The sequence below is a fragment of the Tsukamurella ocularis genome (assembly GCF_965138335.1).
Taxonomy (GTDB): domain Bacteria; phylum Actinomycetota; class Actinomycetes; order Mycobacteriales; family Mycobacteriaceae; genus Tsukamurella; species Tsukamurella ocularis_A.
In genome coordinates this window covers 1-17644 of record NZ_CBCSDV010000008.1, presented here as the reverse complement: position 1 = coordinate 17644, position 17644 = coordinate 1, and the positions used below count along the sequence as shown (strand labels likewise).

General features: G+C 71.9%; 19 protein-coding genes. 13 read left to right on the top strand and 6 right to left on the bottom strand.

All coding sequences use genetic code 11. The features are described from left to right. Positions 1 to 5 precede the first annotated feature (5 nt). From ACNAYW_RS09450 to argH, 5 genes are read left to right on the top strand one after another with little or no spacing between them, the layout of a single operon-like run. Positions 6 to 1187 (top strand): acetylornithine transaminase, encoded by a 1182-nt coding sequence (locus ACNAYW_RS09450; RefSeq protein WP_415849451.1) that lies wholly within the window; start codon positions 6 to 8, stop codon positions 1185 to 1187. Beyond that, entirely contained in the window at positions 1184 to 2122 is a 939-nt protein-coding gene (argF, locus tag ACNAYW_RS09445) for an ornithine carbamoyltransferase (protein WP_415849450.1), read from the top strand. Before ACNAYW_RS09450 ends, argF begins: the two co-directional genes overlap by 4 nt. Then, on the top strand, positions 2101 to 2604 hold the full coding sequence (locus ACNAYW_RS09440) for an arginine repressor (RefSeq protein ID WP_415849572.1): 504 nt from the start codon (positions 2101 to 2103) through the stop codon (positions 2602 to 2604). The genes argF and ACNAYW_RS09440 overlap by 22 nt, the downstream gene beginning before the upstream one ends. A gap of 35 nt (positions 2605 to 2639) precedes the next feature. After that, positions 2640 to 4061, top strand: a complete 1422-nt coding sequence (gene argG / locus ACNAYW_RS09435; protein WP_415849449.1) for an argininosuccinate synthase — start codon at positions 2640 to 2642, stop codon at positions 4059 to 4061. Positions 4062 to 4069: 8 nt separating this feature from the next. Then, entirely contained in the window at positions 4070 to 5509 is a 1440-nt protein-coding gene (argH, locus tag ACNAYW_RS09430) for an argininosuccinate lyase (RefSeq protein ID WP_415849448.1), read from the top strand. 9 nt (positions 5510 to 5518) lie between these two features. Here the strand turns inward: argH and ACNAYW_RS09425 are convergent, their stop codons facing one another. The 4 genes from ACNAYW_RS09425 to ACNAYW_RS09410 form a co-directional block, all read right to left on the bottom strand. Then, positions 5519 to 6127: a TetR/AcrR family transcriptional regulator gene (locus ACNAYW_RS09425; RefSeq protein WP_415849447.1), complete on the bottom strand. Its 609-nt coding sequence runs from the start codon at positions 6125 to 6127 to the stop codon at positions 5519 to 5521. Next, positions 6124 to 6882, bottom strand: a complete 759-nt coding sequence (locus tag ACNAYW_RS09420; protein ID WP_415849446.1) for an ABC transporter permease — start codon at positions 6880 to 6882, stop codon at positions 6124 to 6126. Before ACNAYW_RS09420 ends, ACNAYW_RS09425 begins: the two co-directional genes overlap by 4 nt. Further along, complete coding sequence (locus tag ACNAYW_RS09415) at positions 6879 to 7610, bottom strand: ABC transporter ATP-binding protein (protein WP_415849445.1); 732 nt, start codon at positions 7608 to 7610, stop codon at positions 6879 to 6881. The genes ACNAYW_RS09420 and ACNAYW_RS09415 overlap by 4 nt, the downstream gene beginning before the upstream one ends. Before the next feature lie 96 nt (positions 7611 to 7706). After that, positions 7707 to 8477, bottom strand: coding sequence for an SDR family NAD(P)-dependent oxidoreductase (locus ACNAYW_RS09410; protein ID WP_415849444.1), 771 nt, complete (start codon positions 8475 to 8477; stop codon positions 7707 to 7709). A 176-nt stretch (positions 8478 to 8653) separates the two neighbouring features. Here ACNAYW_RS09410 and ACNAYW_RS09405 point away from each other — a divergent pair, with 176 nt between their 5' ends. Next, positions 8654 to 9931 carry a PucR family transcriptional regulator gene (locus tag ACNAYW_RS09405; protein ID WP_415849443.1) on the top strand — a complete coding sequence of 426 codons (1278 nt, stop codon included), beginning with the start codon at positions 8654 to 8656 and terminating at the stop codon, positions 9929 to 9931. A gap of 28 nt (positions 9932 to 9959) precedes the next feature. On the opposite strand, the gene ACNAYW_RS09400 is transcribed toward ACNAYW_RS09405, so the two are convergent. Then, positions 9960 to 10751, bottom strand: a complete 792-nt coding sequence (locus ACNAYW_RS09400; RefSeq protein WP_415849442.1) for an SDR family NAD(P)-dependent oxidoreductase — start codon at positions 10749 to 10751, stop codon at positions 9960 to 9962. 81 nt (positions 10752 to 10832) lie between these two features. After that, positions 10833 to 11564 carry a winged helix-turn-helix transcriptional regulator gene (locus ACNAYW_RS09395; protein ID WP_415849441.1) on the bottom strand — a complete coding sequence of 244 codons (732 nt, stop codon included), beginning with the start codon at positions 11562 to 11564 and terminating at the stop codon, positions 10833 to 10835. Positions 11565 to 11635: 71 nt separating this feature from the next. On the opposite strand from ACNAYW_RS09395, the gene ACNAYW_RS09390 reads away from it, so the two are divergent. The 7 genes from ACNAYW_RS09390 to tyrS are packed head-to-tail and all read left to right on the top strand — an operon-like array spanning position 11636 to position 16934. Beyond that, complete coding sequence (locus tag ACNAYW_RS09390) at positions 11636 to 11998, top strand: peroxiredoxin (RefSeq protein ID WP_415849440.1); 363 nt, start codon at positions 11636 to 11638, stop codon at positions 11996 to 11998. 53 nt (positions 11999 to 12051) lie between these two features. Beyond that, entirely contained in the window at positions 12052 to 12543 is a 492-nt protein-coding gene (locus ACNAYW_RS09385) for a DUF4334 domain-containing protein (RefSeq protein ID WP_415849439.1), read from the top strand. Beyond that, positions 12540 to 13613, top strand: coding sequence for an NAD(P)-dependent alcohol dehydrogenase (locus tag ACNAYW_RS09380; protein ID WP_415849438.1), 1074 nt, complete (start codon positions 12540 to 12542; stop codon positions 13611 to 13613). The genes ACNAYW_RS09385 and ACNAYW_RS09380 overlap by 4 nt, the downstream gene beginning before the upstream one ends. A 9-nt stretch (positions 13614 to 13622) precedes the next feature. Next, positions 13623 to 13829, top strand: a complete 207-nt coding sequence (locus ACNAYW_RS09375) for a Trm112 family protein (protein WP_415849437.1) — start codon at positions 13623 to 13625, stop codon at positions 13827 to 13829. A 10-nt stretch (positions 13830 to 13839) separates the two neighbouring features. Beyond that, positions 13840 to 14421, top strand: a complete 582-nt coding sequence (locus ACNAYW_RS09370; RefSeq protein WP_415849436.1) for a DNA-3-methyladenine glycosylase — start codon at positions 13840 to 13842, stop codon at positions 14419 to 14421. Positions 14422 to 14479: 58 nt separating this feature from the next. After that, on the top strand, positions 14480 to 15676 hold the full coding sequence (locus tag ACNAYW_RS09365) for a hypothetical protein (RefSeq protein ID WP_415849435.1): 1197 nt from the start codon (positions 14480 to 14482) through the stop codon (positions 15674 to 15676). After that, entirely contained in the window at positions 15666 to 16934 is a 1269-nt protein-coding gene (gene tyrS, locus ACNAYW_RS09360) for a tyrosine--tRNA ligase (protein ID WP_415849434.1), read from the top strand. Before ACNAYW_RS09365 ends, tyrS begins: the two co-directional genes overlap by 11 nt. The last annotated feature ends 710 nt before the right edge of the window (positions 16935 to 17644 follow it).

Genomic DNA, 17644 nt, shown 5'->3' with positions numbered 1-17644 from the left:
CACACATGACGAACGAAGCAATGCAGTCGCGGTGGAACGCCGCGGTGATGGACACCTACGGCACCCCGCCCATCGCGCTGGTCGCCGGGCGCGGCGCGACGGTGACCGACGCCGACGGCAAGGAGTACGTCGACCTGCTCGGCGGGATCGCCGTCAACGCCCTCGGCCACGCCCACCCCAAGATCGTCGAAGCCGTGACGCAGCAGATCTCGACGCTGGGCCACGTCTCGAACCTGTACATCAGCGAGCCCGTCGTGCGCCTCGCCGAGCGGCTCACCGAGGCCGTCGGCGTGCCCGGCACCCGGGTCTTCTTCAGCAACTCGGGCGCCGAGGCCAACGAGGCCGCCATCAAGATCGGCCGGCGCACCGGCCGCACCGCCATGGTCGCCGCCGAGGGCGCCTTCCACGGCCGGACGATGGGCTCGCTGGCGCTGACCGGCCAGCCCGCCAAGCGGGAGCCCTTCGCGCCGCTCATCGAGTCGGTCACCCATGTGCCGTACGGCGATGCCGCCGCGCTGCGCGCCGCCGCCGACGGTGCCGCCGCGATCTTCCTCGAGCCGATCATGGGCGAGGGCGGCGTCGTCGTCCCGCCCGCGGGCTACCTCGCGGAGGCCCGCGCGGCCGCCACCGACACCGGCGCGCTCCTCGTCTTCGACGAGGTGCAGACCGGGATCGCCCGCACCGGAACGCTCTTCGCGTACCAGCGGGCCGGCGTGACCCCCGACGTCTTCACCCTCGCCAAGGGGCTCGGCGGCGGCCTGCCCATCGGCGCCACGGTGGCGGTCGGCGCCGCGGGCGAGCTCCTCACGCCGGGCCAGCACGGCACCACGTTCGGCGGCAACCCCGTCGCCGCGGCCGCCGCGAACGCGGTCCTCGACGTGATCGAGGCCGAGGGCCTCGCCGAGCGCGCCGACGCGCTCGGCAAGCACATCGCCGCCACCGTCGAGGGCTTCGGCCACCCGCTCGTCACCGGCGTCCGGGGCTCCGGCCTGCTCCTCGGGATCACCCTGTCCCGCGGCGTCGCGAAGGCGATCGAGACCGGTGCCCGCGACGCGGGCTTCCTGCTCAACGCCGCCCAGCCCGACGTGGTGCGCCTCGCCCCGCCCCTCGTCCTCACCGACGAGCAGGCCGACCGGTTCCTCACCGCCCTACCCGCCCTGCTCGACTCAGCCCAGGAGACCTCATGACCCGCCACTTCCTCCGCGACGACGACCTCAGCCCGGCCGAACAGCGCGAGGTCCTCGCGCTCGCCGCGGAGCTGAAGGCGGCACCCCATTCGCGGCGGCCGCTCGAGGGGCCGAAGGGCGTGGCGGTTCTCTTCGACAAGAACTCCACCCGCACCCGGTTCAGCTTCGACGTCGGCATCGCGCAGCTCGGCGGCCACGCCGTGGTCGTGGACACCAAGTCCACGCAGATGGGCCGCGACGAGTCCCTCGCCGACACCGCCCGCGTGCTGTCGCGCTTCGTCGACGCCATCGTCTGGCGCACCTACGCGCAGGAGGGGCTCGAGGAGCTGGCCGAGTATTCGACGGTGCCGGTCGTCAACGCCCTCTCCGACGACTTCCACCCGTGTCAGATCCTCGCGGACCTGCAGACCATCGCCGAACGCAAGGGCGCCGAGGGCACCGGTTCCGTCGCCGGCCTCAAGCTCACCTACCTCGGCGACGGCGCGAACAACATGGCCCACAGCTACATGCTCGGGTGCGTGACCGCCGGGATCGACGTGACCATCAGCGCACCGTCGGGCTTCCAGCCGGACGAGCGGTTCGTGGAGGCGGCCCGCGCACGCGGTCGGGAGACCGGCGCCGAGGTCAGTGTGATCTCGGATCCCGTGCTCGCCGTGGCCGGCGTCGACGTGGTGGTCACCGACACCTGGGTGTCGATGGGGCAGGAGGGCGACGGCGTCGACCGCAACGCGCCTTTCCGCCCGTATCAGATCAACGCCGAGCTGCTGGGCCACGCCGATCCGGACGCCATCGTGCTCCACTGCCTGCCCGCGCACCGCGGCGACGAGATCACCGACGAGGTGATCGACGGGCCGCAGTCGGCCGTCTTCGACGAGGCCGAGAACCGCCTGCACGCGCAGAAGGCGCTGCTCACCTGGCTGCTGGAGCGCTCGTGAGCGAGCAGCCGCTCGCCACCCGCGCCGGGCGGCAGGCCGCCATCGTCGAGATCCTGGCGAACCACCAGGTGCGCAGCCAGGCCGAGCTGCAGGCGCTGCTCGTGCGCGGCGGCTACGAGGCCACGCAGGCCACGATCTCGCGCGACCTCGACGAGCTGGGCGCGGTGAAGCTGCGCGGCGCCGACGGCGGCACCGGCGTGTACGTGGTGCCGGAGGACGGCTCGCCCGTCCGCGGCGTCTCCGGCGGGACCGAGCGGCTCTCGCGCCTGCTCGGCGAGTTGCTCGTCTCCACCGACCACAGCGGGAACATCTGCGTGCTGCGCACGCCGCCGGGCGCGGCCAACTTCCTCGCCAGCGCGCTCGACCGCTCGTCGCTGCCGGAGGTCGTCGGCACCGTCGCCGGCGACGACACCGTGCTCGTCGTCGCCCGCGAGCCCCTGACCGGGAAAGACCTCGCCGAGCGCCTCGTGGCGCTCGCCTGAATCCGCACACTCACCACCAGATAGGCTTATCGACCATGTCCAAGGTCCTCTCCACCCTGCCCATCGGCGAGCGCGTCGGCATCGCCTTCTCCGGCGGCCTCGACACCTCCGTGGCCGTCGCCTGGATGCGCGACAAGGGCGCCGTGCCCTGCACCTACACCGCCAACATCGGCCAGCCCGACGAGCCGGACATCGACGCGGTCCCCGGCCGCGCCAAGGAGTACGGCGCCGAGATCGCGCGCCTGGTCGACGTGCAGCCGCTGCTGGTGCAGGAGGGCATCGCCGCCCTGCAGACCGGTGCCTTCCACATCCGCTCGGGCGGCAAGACCTACTTCAACACCACCCCGATCGGGCGCGTGGTGACCGGCACCATGCTGGTGCGGGCCATGAAGGAGGACGGCGTCGACATCTGGGGCGACGGCTCCACCTACAAGGGCAACGACATCGAGCGGTTCTACCGCTACGGCCTGATGGCGAACCCGGCGCTGCGCATCTACAAGCCGTGGCTGGACTCGCAGTTCGTCACCGAGCTCGGCGGCCGCAAGGAGATGAGCGAGTGGCTCGTCGCGCACGGCTTCCCGTACCGCGACTCCACCGAGAAGGCCTACTCGACCGACGCCAACATCTGGGGCGCCACGCACGAGGCGAAGGACCTGGAGTACCTCAACACGGGCGTCGTCATCGTCGATCCGATCATGGGCGTCGCCCCGTGGGACGAGTCCGTCGAGATCACGACCGAGGACGTCACCGTCACCTTCGAGGCCGGCGTGCCCGTCGCGATCAACGGCGTCGAGTTCTCCGACCCGGTCGAGCTGGTCCGCGAGGCGAATCGCATCGGCGGCCGCCACGGACTGGGCATCTCCGATCAGATCGAGAACCGCATCATCGAGGCGAAGTCCCGCGGCATCTACGAGGCGCCCGGCATGGCGCTGCTGCACGCCACCTACGAGCGCCTGGTGAACGCGATCCACAACGAGGACACCATCGCGACGTACCACAACGAGGGCCGCCGCCTGGGCCGCCTGATGTACGAGGGACGCTGGCTGGACCCGCAGTCGCTCATGCAGCGCGAGGCGATCATCCGCTGGGTCGCGTCCGCCGTCACCGGCTCCGTCACCCTGCGGCTGCGCCGCGGCGACGACTACTCGATCATCGACACCACCGGCCCCAACCTCTCGTACCACCCCGAGAAGCTCTCGATGGAGCGCGTCGGCGATGCCGCCTTCGGGCCCGACGAGCGCATCGGCCAGCTCACCATGCGCAACCTCGACATCGCGGACTCGCGCTCGCGCCTCGAGCAGTACGCCGTGCAGGGCATCGTCGCGGGCGAGACCGCCGCGCTGGTCGGCGAGCTGGAGCAGGGCGGGGCCGACGCCATCGTCGCGGGCGGCGAGAAGACCCCGTCGAACTTCGACGAGGTCGGCAACCACGCCGCGTTCGACCTCGGCACCGACTAGGAGATCCGTTGAGCGAGAACGCCGAGAAGCACGGCACCAACGAGGGCAGCCTGTGGGGCGGGCGTTTCGCGTCCGGCCCCGCCGAGGCGATGGCCGCGCTGAGCAAGTCCACGCACTTCGACTGGGCGCTCGCCCCGTACGACGTGCGCGCCTCGAAGGCGCACGCCCGCGTGCTGAACCGCGCCGGGCTGCTGTCCGACGAGGATCTCGAGGCCATGCTCGCGGCGCTCACCCGGCTCGGGGACGACGTGGCGTCGGGCGCCTTCCAGCCCGCCGAGTCCGACGAGGACGTGCACGGCGCCCTGGAGCGCGGGCTCATCGAGCGCGCCGGCCCCGAGGTCGGCGGCCGCCTGCGCGCGGGCCGGTCGCGGAACGACCAGGTGGCCACGCTCTTCCGGATGTGGCTGCGCGACGCGGTGCGGCTCGTCGCCGTCGGCGTGCTCGACGTGGTGGACGCCTTCGTCGCGCAGGCGCAGGCCAATCCCGACGTGATCCTGCCGGGGAAGACGCACCTGCAGGCGGCGCAGCCGATCCTGCTGTCGCACCACCTGCTGGCCTACACGCATCCGCTGCTGCGCGACGTGCAGCGGCTACAGGATCTGGACGAACGGGTCGCGATCTCGCCGTACGGTTCCGGCGCGCTGGCCGGGTCGTCGCTGGGGCTCGACCCCGACGCCATCGCGGCCGATCTCGGCTTCGCCTCCGCCGCGGACAACAGCCTCGACGCCACGGCGTCGCGTGACTTCGCGGCCGAGGCCGCGTACGTCCTCGCGCAGATCGCCGTCGATCTGTCGCGCTGGTCGGAGGACGTGATCCTGTGGAGCACGGCCGAGTTCGGCTACGTCACCCTCGCGGACGCGTGGTCGACGGGCAGCTCGATCATGCCGCAGAAGAAGAACCCCGATGTCGCGGAGCTCTCCCGCGGCAAGGCCGGGCGACTGATCGGCAACCTCTCGGGTCTGCTGGCGACGCTCAAGGCCCAGCCGCTCGCCTACAACCGGGATCTGCAGGAGGACAAGGAGCCGGTCTTCGATTCGGTGGAGCAGCTGCGGCTCCTGCTGCCGGCCGTCGCCGGACTCACCGCGACGCTCACGTTCCACCCGGAGCGCATGGGCGCGCTGGCCCCCGCGGGCTTCACGCTGGCGACCGACGTCGCCGAGTGGATGGTGCGGCAGGGCATCCCGTTCCGCGTCGCGCACGAGGCGGCGGGCGAGTGCGTCCGCGCCGCCGAGTCCCGTGGCGTCGGCCTCGACGGCCTCACCGACGAGGAGTTCGCCGCGATCCACCCGGCGCTCACCCCGCAGGTCCGCGAGGTGCTGACGGTGCGCGGCTCCGTCTCCTCCCGCAGCGCGCGCGGCGGCACGGCCCCGTCGGCCGTGGCGGCGCAGCTCGACCGGATCACGGCCGCCGTGCCGCCGCTGCGCGCCTGGGCCACCACGACCGCCTGACCCGATCGTTCAACCGCGGGCGAGCGGGCCGGTGATCACCTGCTGCAGCGGGGGCGCGGCGAGGTCGACGACCTCGTCGACGGTGAGTGACGCGAGAGGCTCGAAGCCGACGACGTAGCGGGCGACGAGCAACCCGAAGACCTGCGCCACCATGAGATTCGCCCGGAGCACGCCGTCGCCGGGACCCGCCTCCATGCGGCCGATGAGCTCGGCCAGCGCGATCTCCAGCAGGAAGCCGCGCACGATCGCGGGGTCGCCGCCGGTGCCGAGGTTGGTGCGGATCACCGCGACGCCCACATCGCGGAGCGGTCCGTCCCACATCGACAGCAGGGCGCGCAGCAGCGCCCGGGCGGCCGCATCCAGGGGGGCGTCGCGCAGCGGCGCCCGCACGAACTCGGGGTCGACGGGGATCGCCAACGCCGCGAGGTACAGGTCCTGCTTGGTTCCGAAGTAGTGGTGAACCAGAGCGGGCTCCACGCCCGCGGCCTGAGCGATCGAGCGCACCGTCGTGCCCGCGAGACCGCCGCGGGCGAACGCCGTCCGGGCGGCGGCAAGGATCTCGGCCTTGGTATCGGGGCTGCCGGTGCGCCTGCCGGACCTGCGGCCCGGCCCGCTCACGCGACCTTGCGCGGCAGGGTGGCGGCCGCGAGGGCGAGCGCGGCCACGGCGAAGCCGGCGACCACCGCGAGCGACGCCCACATCGTCGTGGTCGCGGAGCCGTGCGCCCCGACCTCCTGCAGTGCCTTCACCGCGTAGGTCATCGGCAGCACGTCGGCGATGCCCTGCAGCCAGCCCGGCATGGCGTCGTGCGGAACGAGCAGGCCGCACAGGAAGATCTGCGGCACCACGACGATCGGCATGAACTGCACCGCCTGGAACTCGGTGCGCGCGAAGGCGCTGAACAGCAGGCCCAGCGCGACACCGAGCCAGGCGTCCACCACGGCGATGAGCACCACCAGCCACACGCTCCCGGCCGTCTCCATGCCGAGCAGGTAGGCCGCGACCGTGGTGGCGACCGCCGCTTGCGCGGTCGCCGCGACGGAGAAGGCGACCGCGTAGCCCAGCAGGAGGTCGGCCTTGGCGAGCGGCGTGGTGAGGAGCCGCTCGAGCGTCCCCGAGACCCGTTCGCGCTGCATGGCGATCGAGGTGACGATGAACATCAGCGCGAAGGGCAGCACGCCCAGGAGTACCAGGGCGATGCGGCTGAACAGCGCGGCGCCGCCGGGGGAGTCGCGGTACAGGAAGTACATCAGCGTCAGCAGCGCCGTCGGCACCACCACGATCATCGCGATCGTGCGGGGGTCGGCACGCAACTGGCGCAGGACGCGGACCGTCGTGGCGCGGGTGATGCCGGGGTTCAGGACGGTACTCATGCCGTTGCCTCCTGCTCGCGGACGAGCGCGAGGAAGGCGTCGTCCAGGGTGGGTGCGCCGGTGCGGGTCAGCAGATCCGACGGTGCGAGCTCGGCGACGAGGCGCCCCTCGCGCAGCAGCAGGAGGCGGGCGCAGTGCGCCGCTTCGTCCATGACGTGGCTCGAGACGAGCAGCGTGGTCCCCGCGGCGGCCATCGCTGCGAACCGCTCCCAGAGCTCGGCGCGCAGCAGGGGGTCGAGGCCGACGGTCGGCTCGTCGAGGATGAGCAGTTCGGGGCGCGCCACGAGTGCGCAGGCGATGCTCACGCGCGAGCGCTGGCCGCCCGACAGGGCGTCGGCCCGGCGGTCGGCGAAGGCGCCGAGGCCGACGGCGTCGATCGCCTCGGCGGCGTCGGCCTTCGCGGTGGCGCGCCGCGCGGGATACAGCGCGCCGAAGTACTCGACGTTCTGGGCGACGGTGAGATCGCCGTACACGGCGGGGGACTGGGTGGTGTAGCCGACGCGGGCGCGCAGGTCGGGGCTGCCGGCGGGGCGGCCCAGCACCGTCGCCGTGCCGCCGCTGATCCGTTGCGCGCCGACGATCACGCGCATCAGCGTGGTCTTGCCGGAACCGGACGGGCCGAGCAGACCCGTGATGGCCCCGGCGGGGATCTCGGCGTCGAGGTGGTCGAGAACAGTGTTTCCCGAACGGACCACGGTGAGTCCGGACAGGGTGATCGCGCTGGTCATGGCGCCTCCAGATAATTCACTGGACGATGAATTCATCGTCTAGTGAATTATGCGTCGGAGCGCGCGGCGCGGTCAACCCCCGAGACCGGTGCGGCGTCAGAACAGCCCGGCGTCCAGGCCGCCGTCGAGCACCAGCCCGCTGCCGTTGCAGAACGTCGACTCGTCGCTCGCGAGGAAGGCCACGGCCCGCGCCACCTCGTCCTCGGTGCCCCAGCGGCCCTGCTTCTGCGCGATGAGCGCGTCGAAACCGCCCGCGGGCATCCCCAATGCCGCCTCGAACGCCCCACTCTGCTGCGTGACCAGCGCAGTGGCCACGAAGCCCGGCAGCACGGCGTTCACGCGCACCCCGTGGGCGCGGAGCTCGGTGGCGGCGGTCTTCGTCAGGTTCACCACCGCGGCCTTCGCGGCGCCGTAGTGCCCGACCAGCGGCGTCCCGGCGGTCGCGGTCACGGAGGCGATGGTGACGATGCTGCCGCCGCCGCTCGCGATGATCGCGGGCGCGGCGTAGCGCAACGACAGGAAGACCCCGTCGAGGTTCACCGCCATGACCCTGCGCCACGCCGCCAGATCCATCTCGAGGAGCGGTGCCACCGCCGCGATGCCCGCGTTCGGAACCATGATGTGCAGGCCGCCCTGTTCGGCGACGGTGCGCTCGATCAGTGCACGGACCTGCTCCTCGTCGCGCACGTCGCACGCGATGGCGCTCGCACGCGGCAGCCGCGCCGCTGCGTCCGCGGCGGCGGCCTCGTCGATGTCCGAGACGACGACGGTCGCGCCGCCCTCGCTCAGCCGGCGCGCGATGGCGAATCCGATCCCGCGTGCGGCGCCGGTGACGATCGCGACCCTGCCCTGGAACTCGTCGGTCATGGTGTGCCTTCCGGTGTGGGGGCGCTGCGCCCCGTTTCGTTGGTGTCCTCCTCACCGTAGGAACGCGTGTGGTACCAATCACTGTGCGGAGGGCACGAATTCCGCCGGACCGATTGGGCCCTGCCCGGGCGTGGCGGCGGGATCGACGGGCCTCCCAGACCAATTCGGAGGTTCTCATGGCCACCCGCACATCCGCCGGGGCCGACGACCGGGTGCGCCGGCGCGTCGCCGATGCCGCGCGCGCCATGAACGCCGCGCGGAGCCCGCTGTCGGACACGGTGCATCGACAGCTCGCCGACGGTATTCCGGAGTTGCGCGGCGACCCGGCCCTCCTGGAGCTCCTGCGTGCCAGCACCGAGAGCAACATCGAGACCTTCCTGCACTTCGCTCAGCACGAGATACCGATCGAGGACATCGCGCCGCCGACGGCGGCGCTCGCCTACGCCCGCAGGCTGGCGCAGCGCGGCACCTCGTCGAACGCCCTGCTTCGTGCCTACCGGCTCGGCCAGCGCGGCATCGTCGAACTCGGATTCGAGGAGATCGATCGGCAGGAGGATGATCCCGCCGTCGCGTACCTCGCCGCGCAGCTGCTCCACGAGGCGGCCTTCGCGTACGTCGATCGCGTCGCCGAACAGGTGGTGGCCGAATACGAGGCCGAGCGTGAGCGCTGGCTCGCGAACCGGAACACCGTGCGCGCGGCGATGCTCGCGCGACTGGTCGCGGGCGAGGAGGTGGCGGTCGCGACCGCGGAGAACGCGCTGCGCTACCGCCTGCGACGGCGGCACCTGGGACTCGTCCTCTGGAACGCGGATCACGTGACGGCGGCGAGCACCCTGCGGGACCTCGAGACGCTCGCCGGCGCGATCGCGGAGGTGGCGGGTTCCGGCGAACCGCCGCTGTTCATCCCGAACGACGGCTCGCTCGCCTGGGCGTGGGTCGCGCTGCCGGGCGACGCGGCGGAGCCCGCGGCGGACGAACTGCACCGGGCCGTCACCGCCGCGGGCGCGGACCTGCGGATCGCGGTCGGTGCCCCCGCGTCGGGGCCGGCGGGCTTCCGGGAGACCCACCGGCAGGCGTTGCGGGCGCACGGCGTCGCCACCGTCGCCGACGAGCGTGCGCAGTTGGTCACCGCCTACGGGACCGAGGGGGTGCGCGCCGCGGCGCTGGTCGCCGCGGACCTCGAGGCGGGGCGCGAACTGGTCGCCGCGGCGCTGGGCCCGCTCGCGGCCGACGACGACGGCGCCGCGCGGCTGCGCGAGACGCTGCTCGTGTTCCTGGGCGAGGGCGGCAGCTTCCTCGGGACCGGCCGGCGCCTGCGGATTCACAAGAACACGGTCAAGTACCGCGTCGACAAGGCGGCCGAGACGCGGGGGCGGCCGCTCGACGAGGACCGGTTCGACCTGGAGCTGGCGCTGCACGCGTGCCGGTGGCTGGGGCGCGCCGTCCTTCTCTGACGCGCGGCGGCACAGCCACCGCGCGTCGTCAGGCGCGGCGCTGCCGGAGGTCGCCGATCCGGCGCATCGCGCCGAGCGTCTTCAATCCCACGGAGGGCGCCAGGTCGACGGAGCGCACCAGGGCTCCGCGCCAGCGCGGAACGACGCGGAAGATCTGCCGCGATTCGAGCAGCTCGAGTCCCGCCGCCGCCACCCCGTCCGCGTCGAGCGGCTTGGGCCCCGAGAAGAGCATCGCGGCGCCGGGGTCCTTGCTGCGATCGGTGACCATCGCAGTGCTCACCACGTCGGGACACAGCGCCCGCGCGCGGATCGGCAGCCCCGCGTGGTCCAGGTCGCCCTGGAGCGACGTGGTGAACGAGAGCACCGCGGCCTTCGTCGCCGCGTACAGCGCGAGACCCGGCACCGGGGTGAGGGCGGAGATCGACGCGACGTTGAGGATCGCCCCGCCCCGGGCGCCCATGGCGTTCACGGCCGCGGCCGAGCCGCCGATCGGCCCGCGCAGGTTCACGTCGAGGATCGCCTGGACCTGATCGTCGTCGTGCGCCCAGCTGTCGCCCGCGATGAGGATGCCCGCGTTGTTGACCCACACCGCCAGCCGGCCCAGGTCGCGGGCCCGTTCCGCGACGTCGCGGTGCGAAGCGAAGTCGCGCACGTCCTGGGCGATCCCGACGGCGTCCCGACCGACCTCGGCCGCCGCCGCGCGGGCGGCCTCCCCGTCGACGTCGGTGAGGATCACGCGATGGCCCTGGTCCGCGAGCCGATGGGCGAATCGGAGGCCGATGCCACGGCCCGCTCCGGTGACTACTGCAATCGATGTCATGTCTGAAGAACCTAGGCCCCGGGACCGTCGTGCACGTCGTGCTCGGCGGACGGAATTCTCCGCGCGGATCGGCTCCGCGGGCTAATCGGCGGGCGCGATGCCGGCCAGAACGGGGTGGCTCCCCAACCAGTCGGGGAAGGCGCGCTGCAGAGCGACCACGCCCGACAGCGTGATCCGGCCCTCCGCCAGGGCGCCGGCGATCGCTTCGTCGCCCATCCACACGCGGGTCAGGGTCCGCAGGTCCGCGTCCACCCACAGGTCGACGTCGAACCCCGGCGGTACCAGGCACAGGTCGACCGGGCGGTCGACGACACCGTCGTCCACCAGCCAGTAGTGATCCCGGCCGGGTGGCGCGCCGGTGAACCGGAACTCGACGACCGTGCGCGAGGTCCGCAGGCCGCCCGCGCGCAGGTACCGGCGGATGTCCCACATGAGCAGGGCGGGATCCAGGTCCTGAGCCGAATACGTGCTGCGTGCCCATCGTTGCCCCCACACGCCCATCGCCACGATGATCGGCGCGAGCTCCCTGCCCGCCTCGGTCAGGCGGTAGTCGGCGCCGCCGCCGGGGGTGGGCTCGCGGGTGATCACGCCCGCCGCGGCGAGCCGGCGCAGGCGCGTCGTCAACAGCGCCGTGGAGATGTTCGGCACGCCGCGCGCGATCTCGCCGAATCGAACGCTGCCGCACATCAACTCGCGAAGTACGAGCGGGGTCCAGCGCTCGCAGAGGATCTCCGAGGTCTTGGAGACGGGGCAGAACTGCCCGTACTCGGCCATCTCCGCACGGTAGTCCCGCCGACCGGCGTTGCGCTTCATTCTGTGAACTTCCGTCCGCGCCGGACCCGGCCCACGCTGACATCAGGAGAACGACGACGAAGGAGAGAACGATGAGCGGTAGAGCGGTCGTCTCGCTGACCACGGGGCTCGAGGACGCGGAGAAGGTGACGGTGGCGTTCCTCGTCGCCGTCGGTGCGGCGGAGTCGGGCCGTCCGACATTGATGTTCCTGACCAAGGAGGCTGTCCGGCTGGCGATCGTGGGCGTCGCGACCGGCGTCGCCTGTGCGGGGTGTCCGCCCATCCCGGACCTGCTCGCGAGGTACACGGCCGCCGGAGGCACGTTCCTGGTGTGTCCGATCTGTGTGGACGCCAAAGGGCTGCGGGAGGAGCCGCTCATCGGCGGCGCGACACTCGGCGGCACCGTGCCGATGTGGGAGTGGATCGGTGACGGGGCCACGACCTTCTGCTACTGAAACGTGTTTCCGTTTCGGACGGTGAGACGGAGAACATCGGATAACATCGCGGCATGACCGCAGAGCGCACCGTCCGCGGGCTCATCGACGAGCCGCAGCACACCGAACCCGCCGAACTCGCATCGCTGTTCGCGCGGCTCGAGCCCGTTTCCATCGAGTTCCTGCTCGGCGATTGGCGCGGCGGGGAGCTGCCCTCGGGCCATCCGATGGACGGCTCGCTCGGGAAGGCGCGGTGGTACGGCAAGAGCTTCGCCTCGGCGAACGACGTCCAGCCGCTGGTCTGCCTGGACGAGCAGGGCGAGAAGTTCTCGAACGTCGCCCTGGGCAAGGGCGAGGCGACGCTGCGCCTCATCGCCTTCGACGGGACCGTGACGGCGTCGATGGTCTACGACGGGCAGCCCGTGATCGACCACTTCGCCAAGGTCGACGACGACACCGTCATGGGTGTGATGACCGGGAAGAAGCTGGCCCCGCCGTACTTCTACTTCTACCTGGAACGCGACGCCGCACCGGGCGCGTCCGGCGGCTGCCTGGCGGACCGGTGACCGGCACCGTCGCGCGGGTCGTCACCGCGCCGGGCGAGGCACCGTCGCCCCTCGAGGTCCAGCTCCCGGAGCCGACGGGCAACCAGGTCCTGGTACGGGTCCACGCGGTCGGCGTCTGCCACACGGACCTGACCCTCGCGGCGCAATGGCCGGAGCAGGGCCTGCCCGTGATCCTCGGTCACGAGGGCGCCGGCGTCGTCGAGGCGCTCGGCCCGGACGCGCAGGGCCTCGCGGTGGGGGACCGGGTCTCGCTCACCTTCGACAGCTGCGGCGCCTGTGAGTTCTGCGCTGCGGGGACGCCCGGCTACTGCGAGCAGTCGATCACCCGCAATTACCTGGGACTCCCGGGTATCCGGTCGGGGGAGACGGCCGTCACCGGTGGCTTCTTCGGCCAGTCGAGCTTCGCGGGCCTCGCACTCGCGACCGATCGCAACACCGTCCCCATCGGCGATCTGCCGTTCGCGCTCGCCGCTCCGCTCGGGTGCAGCGTCCAGACCGGTGTCGGCACCGTGACCCGGGCCCTTCAGGTGGAGCCGGGGCAGACCGTGGTCGTGTTCGGTACCGGGGCCGTCGGCCTCGCCGCGGTCATGGGCGCGAAGCTCGCCGGAGCCGGCACGATCGTGGCGGTCGACCCGCGGGAGGACCGCCGCGCGCTCGCCCTCGAGCTGGGCGCCACGCACGCCGTCGAGGCGGGCCCGCAGGCGGCACAGCAGGTCATCGAGGCGACGGGCGGCGGCGCGCACGCCGCGGTCGACACCACCGCCCGCGCCGACGTGCTCGGACAGGCCGTTCTCGCCCTCCGGCCCCGGGGCACCCTCGCGGTGGTCGGGCTCGGCGCGCCGTCGGCCGAGCTGCCCGTCATGCTCATCATGGCCCGCGGACTGCGCGTCATCGGCGTGATCGAGGGCGACAGCGAGCCGGCGGAGTTCCTCCCCGAGCTCGCCGCGGCCGCCGCCGAGGGCCGCCTGCCCGTCGATCGGCTGGTGACCACCTTCACGGACTTCGACGAGGCGTGGGCCGCCGCTCGCGAGGGCACCGCGGTCAAGCCGGTGTGGCTCCCCGCTGGGTAGCATGGCGCCATGGCCATCGACGCGACGCTGCTGAAGATCCTCGCCTGCCCGCAGGACAAGGGGCCGCTGCTGTACGTGCCGGACGAGCTGTTCTACAACCCGCGCCTGCGCCGCGCCTATCCGATCGAGGACGGCCTGCCCGTGCTGCTCATCGGGGAGGCGCGCGACGTCGCGGATGCCGAGCACGAGTCGATCCTGGCCCGCGCCGCGCAGTGACCCGCCTCGGGTGATCGCTGACCCGCGGGACCGGCTCGCGGTCCATCCGCTCAAAGCCGCCCGGCTGGTGCTCGGATCCGTCCTCGTCGCGGGCGGTGTGCGTGCCCGCATCGTCGAGGTCGAGGCGTACGGCTCGCCGGAGAACGGACCCTGGCCCGATCCGGCGGCGCACACCTACCCGGGACCGACGCCGCGCAACGAGGTGATGTTCGGGCCGGCCGGCCACCTCTACGTGTACCTGTCGTACGGCATCCACCAGTGCGTGAACATCACGGCGGGGCCCGACGGCGTCGGAGCGGGCGTCCTGCTGCGCGCGGCGTCCATCGAGTCCGGGCTCGACCTGGTCCGGGAGCGCCGGGCCGTCCGCGACCCCGACACCCGGCTCGCGGCGGGACCCGGCCGGCTCGGTCAGGCGCTGGGGATCACTGTGGCGGACAAGGGGATCGACGTGCTCGACGGGGCCGCGGACGTCCGGCTGGAGATCGCCGCCCGACGGGGGCCGGTCGCCGCCGGCCCGAGGATCGGGATCAGCAAGGCCGTCGAGAAGCCCTGGCGGCTGTGGCTGGCGGGCCATCCGTCCGTGAGCCGCTGAGACACGGGGCCCAGCGGGATCCAACCGTGCACCAAGCGCCGGCGGTTGCACTCGGTGCGTGACGGACATCGACCAGCTCGCCCGCGACCGCGGCCTCAACGCCGTGAACGCGCGGGCGTTCGCGCACCCCGACGAGGAGCAGGCCTCCCGCGCGCTGATGGGGGCGCCCTTCCCGGCGACCACGGAGGGCCTGCTCGAGGCGGGCTGGGCGCTCGTGCCGATCCTGCAGACCCGGTCGGCGACGGCGCTCGCGACCGCGGCCGAGTCCCGGCTCGCAGCGATCCTCGGCCTCCTGGACCTGCGTCGGCTCGGCCCCGCCGCGGAGCGCGCCCGGAGCGGACTCGACGGGCATCGCCGGGCCGCGCATCGCGCGCAGATCCCGGTCGAGCTGGCGGCGTCGGTCGCGATCGCCGTCGGGTTCGCGGGCGCCGTCACCGTCGTGGTGTGGCTGTTGTCGCTGCTCGGCAACGCGTTCGCCCTCGGCGGCCTGGCCGGGATGGTCCTCCTCACCGGCTGCGTGCTCGCGGCCCTGCGCTGGATGAACCGCGCAGAGCTCGACCCCGATCGACGCTCCGTTCGCGGGCTGCGCATCGCCTCGTGGCTCGACGGCCTGCCGCCCGACTCGGCCGCCGCGGTGCAGACGCTCTTCGACCTGCCCTTCGGGCTCGTCGATCTCACGTTCGTCGAGGGCCGGGACCTGCTCACCGTCGACGACGGTGCCGGTGCGGTCGCCGTCGTCGCGCGGGCGCGGTTCCTGGCCGACGTGCGTAGGACGGCACCGTCGACCGCGGACGACGTGCGCGACCTGCTCCTCCGTTACCTGCAGCCGGGGGTGCCGGGCGCCCTCGCGCTCCGCGGATCGGTGCCGGACCCGGCATGGCTCCGCGGCCCTTTCGACGGATGGGAGCGCCTCTTCGACGGCTTCGGTTCGGCCGGGCCGATCACGGTGCGTTGGACGGTGCGCGGCGGCGCGCTCATCGCCGAGCTCTCGCAGGAGTACGACCGCGAACCGGCCGCGGTGCTGGTCGGAGACCTGGCGGCGATCGCGGAGATCTCGGGCGCCGCGCGCCTGGACGGAGCCCGGGACGCCGCGCGTGCGGTCGCGGGTCTCCTCGTGAACCAGCTGGTGCACGGCGACCTGGTGATGTTCACCCGCGGCGGCGGACCGGCGGATCGTGAGCTGCTGGTGACCGCTCTGCAGGGCGGCGACCTCCGCGACGCGGCGGTTCGTTCACAATGGACCGGTGAGCACTGACATCCTCGAGGAACTGTCCTGGCGCGGCCTGATCGCGCAGTCCACCGATCTCGACGCGCTGCGCGAGCGTCTCGCCGCGGGGCCGATCACGCTCTACGCCGGGTTCGATCCGACGGCCTCGTCGCTGCACGCCGGCCACCTCGTCCAACTGCTCACGCTGCGTCGCTTCCAGGAGGCCGGCCACCGGCCGATCGTCCTCGGCGGCGGTGCGACGGGGCAGGTCGGCGATCCACGGGACGTCGGCGAGCGCGTGATGAACTCCGTGGACACCGTCGCGGAATGGGCCGCGAAGATCGACGACCAGCTGCAGCGCTTCGTCGCCTTCGACGGCGACAACGCTGCGATCCTGGTCAACAACCTGGACTGGCACGGACAGATGAACGTGCCCACCTTCCTGCGCGACGTGGGCAAGCACTTCTCGATCAACGTGATGCTCGCGCGCGAGACGGTCAAGCGGCGCCTGGAGTCGGACGGGATCAGCTACACCGAGTTCAGCTACATGCTGCTGCAGGCGTACGACTACGTGGAACTCGCACGCCGCTACGACGCCGCGCTGCAGATCGGCGGCTCCGACCAGTGGGGCAACATCGTGGCCGGCGTGGACCTGAACCGGAAGATCGACGGCCGGCACGTGCACGCGCTCACCACCCAGCTGGTGACCTCGTCCGACGGCAAGAAGTTCGGCAAGTCCACCGGCGGCGGTTCCCTGTGGCTGGACCCGGAGCAGACCAGCCCGTACGCCTGGTACCAGTACTTCGTGAACACGGCCGACGCCGACGTGATCCGCTACCTGCGGTGGTTCACCTTCCTCACGCAGGAGGAGATCGCGGGGCTCGAGCGCGAGACGGCGGAGGCCCCGCACAAGCGCACCGCCCAGAAGCGGCTCGCCGCGGAGATGACGACGCTGGTGCACGGCGAGGAGCACACCCGCGCCGCCGAGCTCGCCGCGCAGGCACTGTTCGGCCGGGGCGACCTGGCCGATCTCCCCGAGGGGACGCTCGCGGCAGCGCTCGAGGAGGCGTCCGTGGTGGAGGTCGCGGCGGGGGAGCCGCGGACCATCGTCGATCTGTTGGCCGCGTCCGGCCTGTGTGAGTCGAAGGGCGCGGCGCGGCGCGCCGTGAAGGAGGGCGGCGCCTACGCGAACAACGTGAAGGTGGAGTCCGAGGAGTGGGAGCCCGCGCCCGGCGACCTGCTGCACGGGCGGTGGCTGGTCCTGCGTCGTGGCAAGAAGACGTTCGCGGGCGCCCGTTTCGCCTGAAAACGCAGGTCATGACCACTAAGGCCGTCTCGCCGTCGGGTGCGAGGCGGCCTTTGTGCTGCAGGTCACAAAGCTGTGATTCGACGGCCGGCGATCGGAAGCACGCCGCTGACCTGCGCAGATGAACAACGCGTTACGCGCTGACCTGGGGATTTGTGCTTCCGTTCCACGGTGCGTAACTTATTCGAAGTCAGCGCGACACCGACCAGGACGGGGCCGAAAAGCCCAGGTCAGACGGTAGAAACGCAGACATCTTGACAACCTGGAGCCGAACCTCGGTTTGACACTGAGATCGACTCCGATATAAGCTGGAACGGTTGCTCCGAGCAGCCAGCCACAACGGAGAGACTGACTCTCGAACGTGATACACGGTCGAGGGCGTCCAACCATGCGGCTGAATGCTTCGAAGCAGTTCCGAGAGCGACCCGCGAGAGCGAGTTGCACACGGAAATCCGCTCTGCTAAGCTTGAACGGTTGCTTCGAGCGGGCCGCCTTGACGGGCGAGGCGCGAGAATGTAGCCTGGAACGGTTGCCTGCGAAGGTTTCCCTCCACCGTGAAGACCTCGTTGTGCGGGGTTGTGGTGAAGTGATCCGCGTTTGGCGTGTTCTTTGAGAACTCAACAGTGTGTCGATGAAATTGTCAGTGCCAAATTTTTTGGCACGCATGGACAATCAAATTTTTTGGTTGTTTGTGTTGTGGCTTTTCTCGT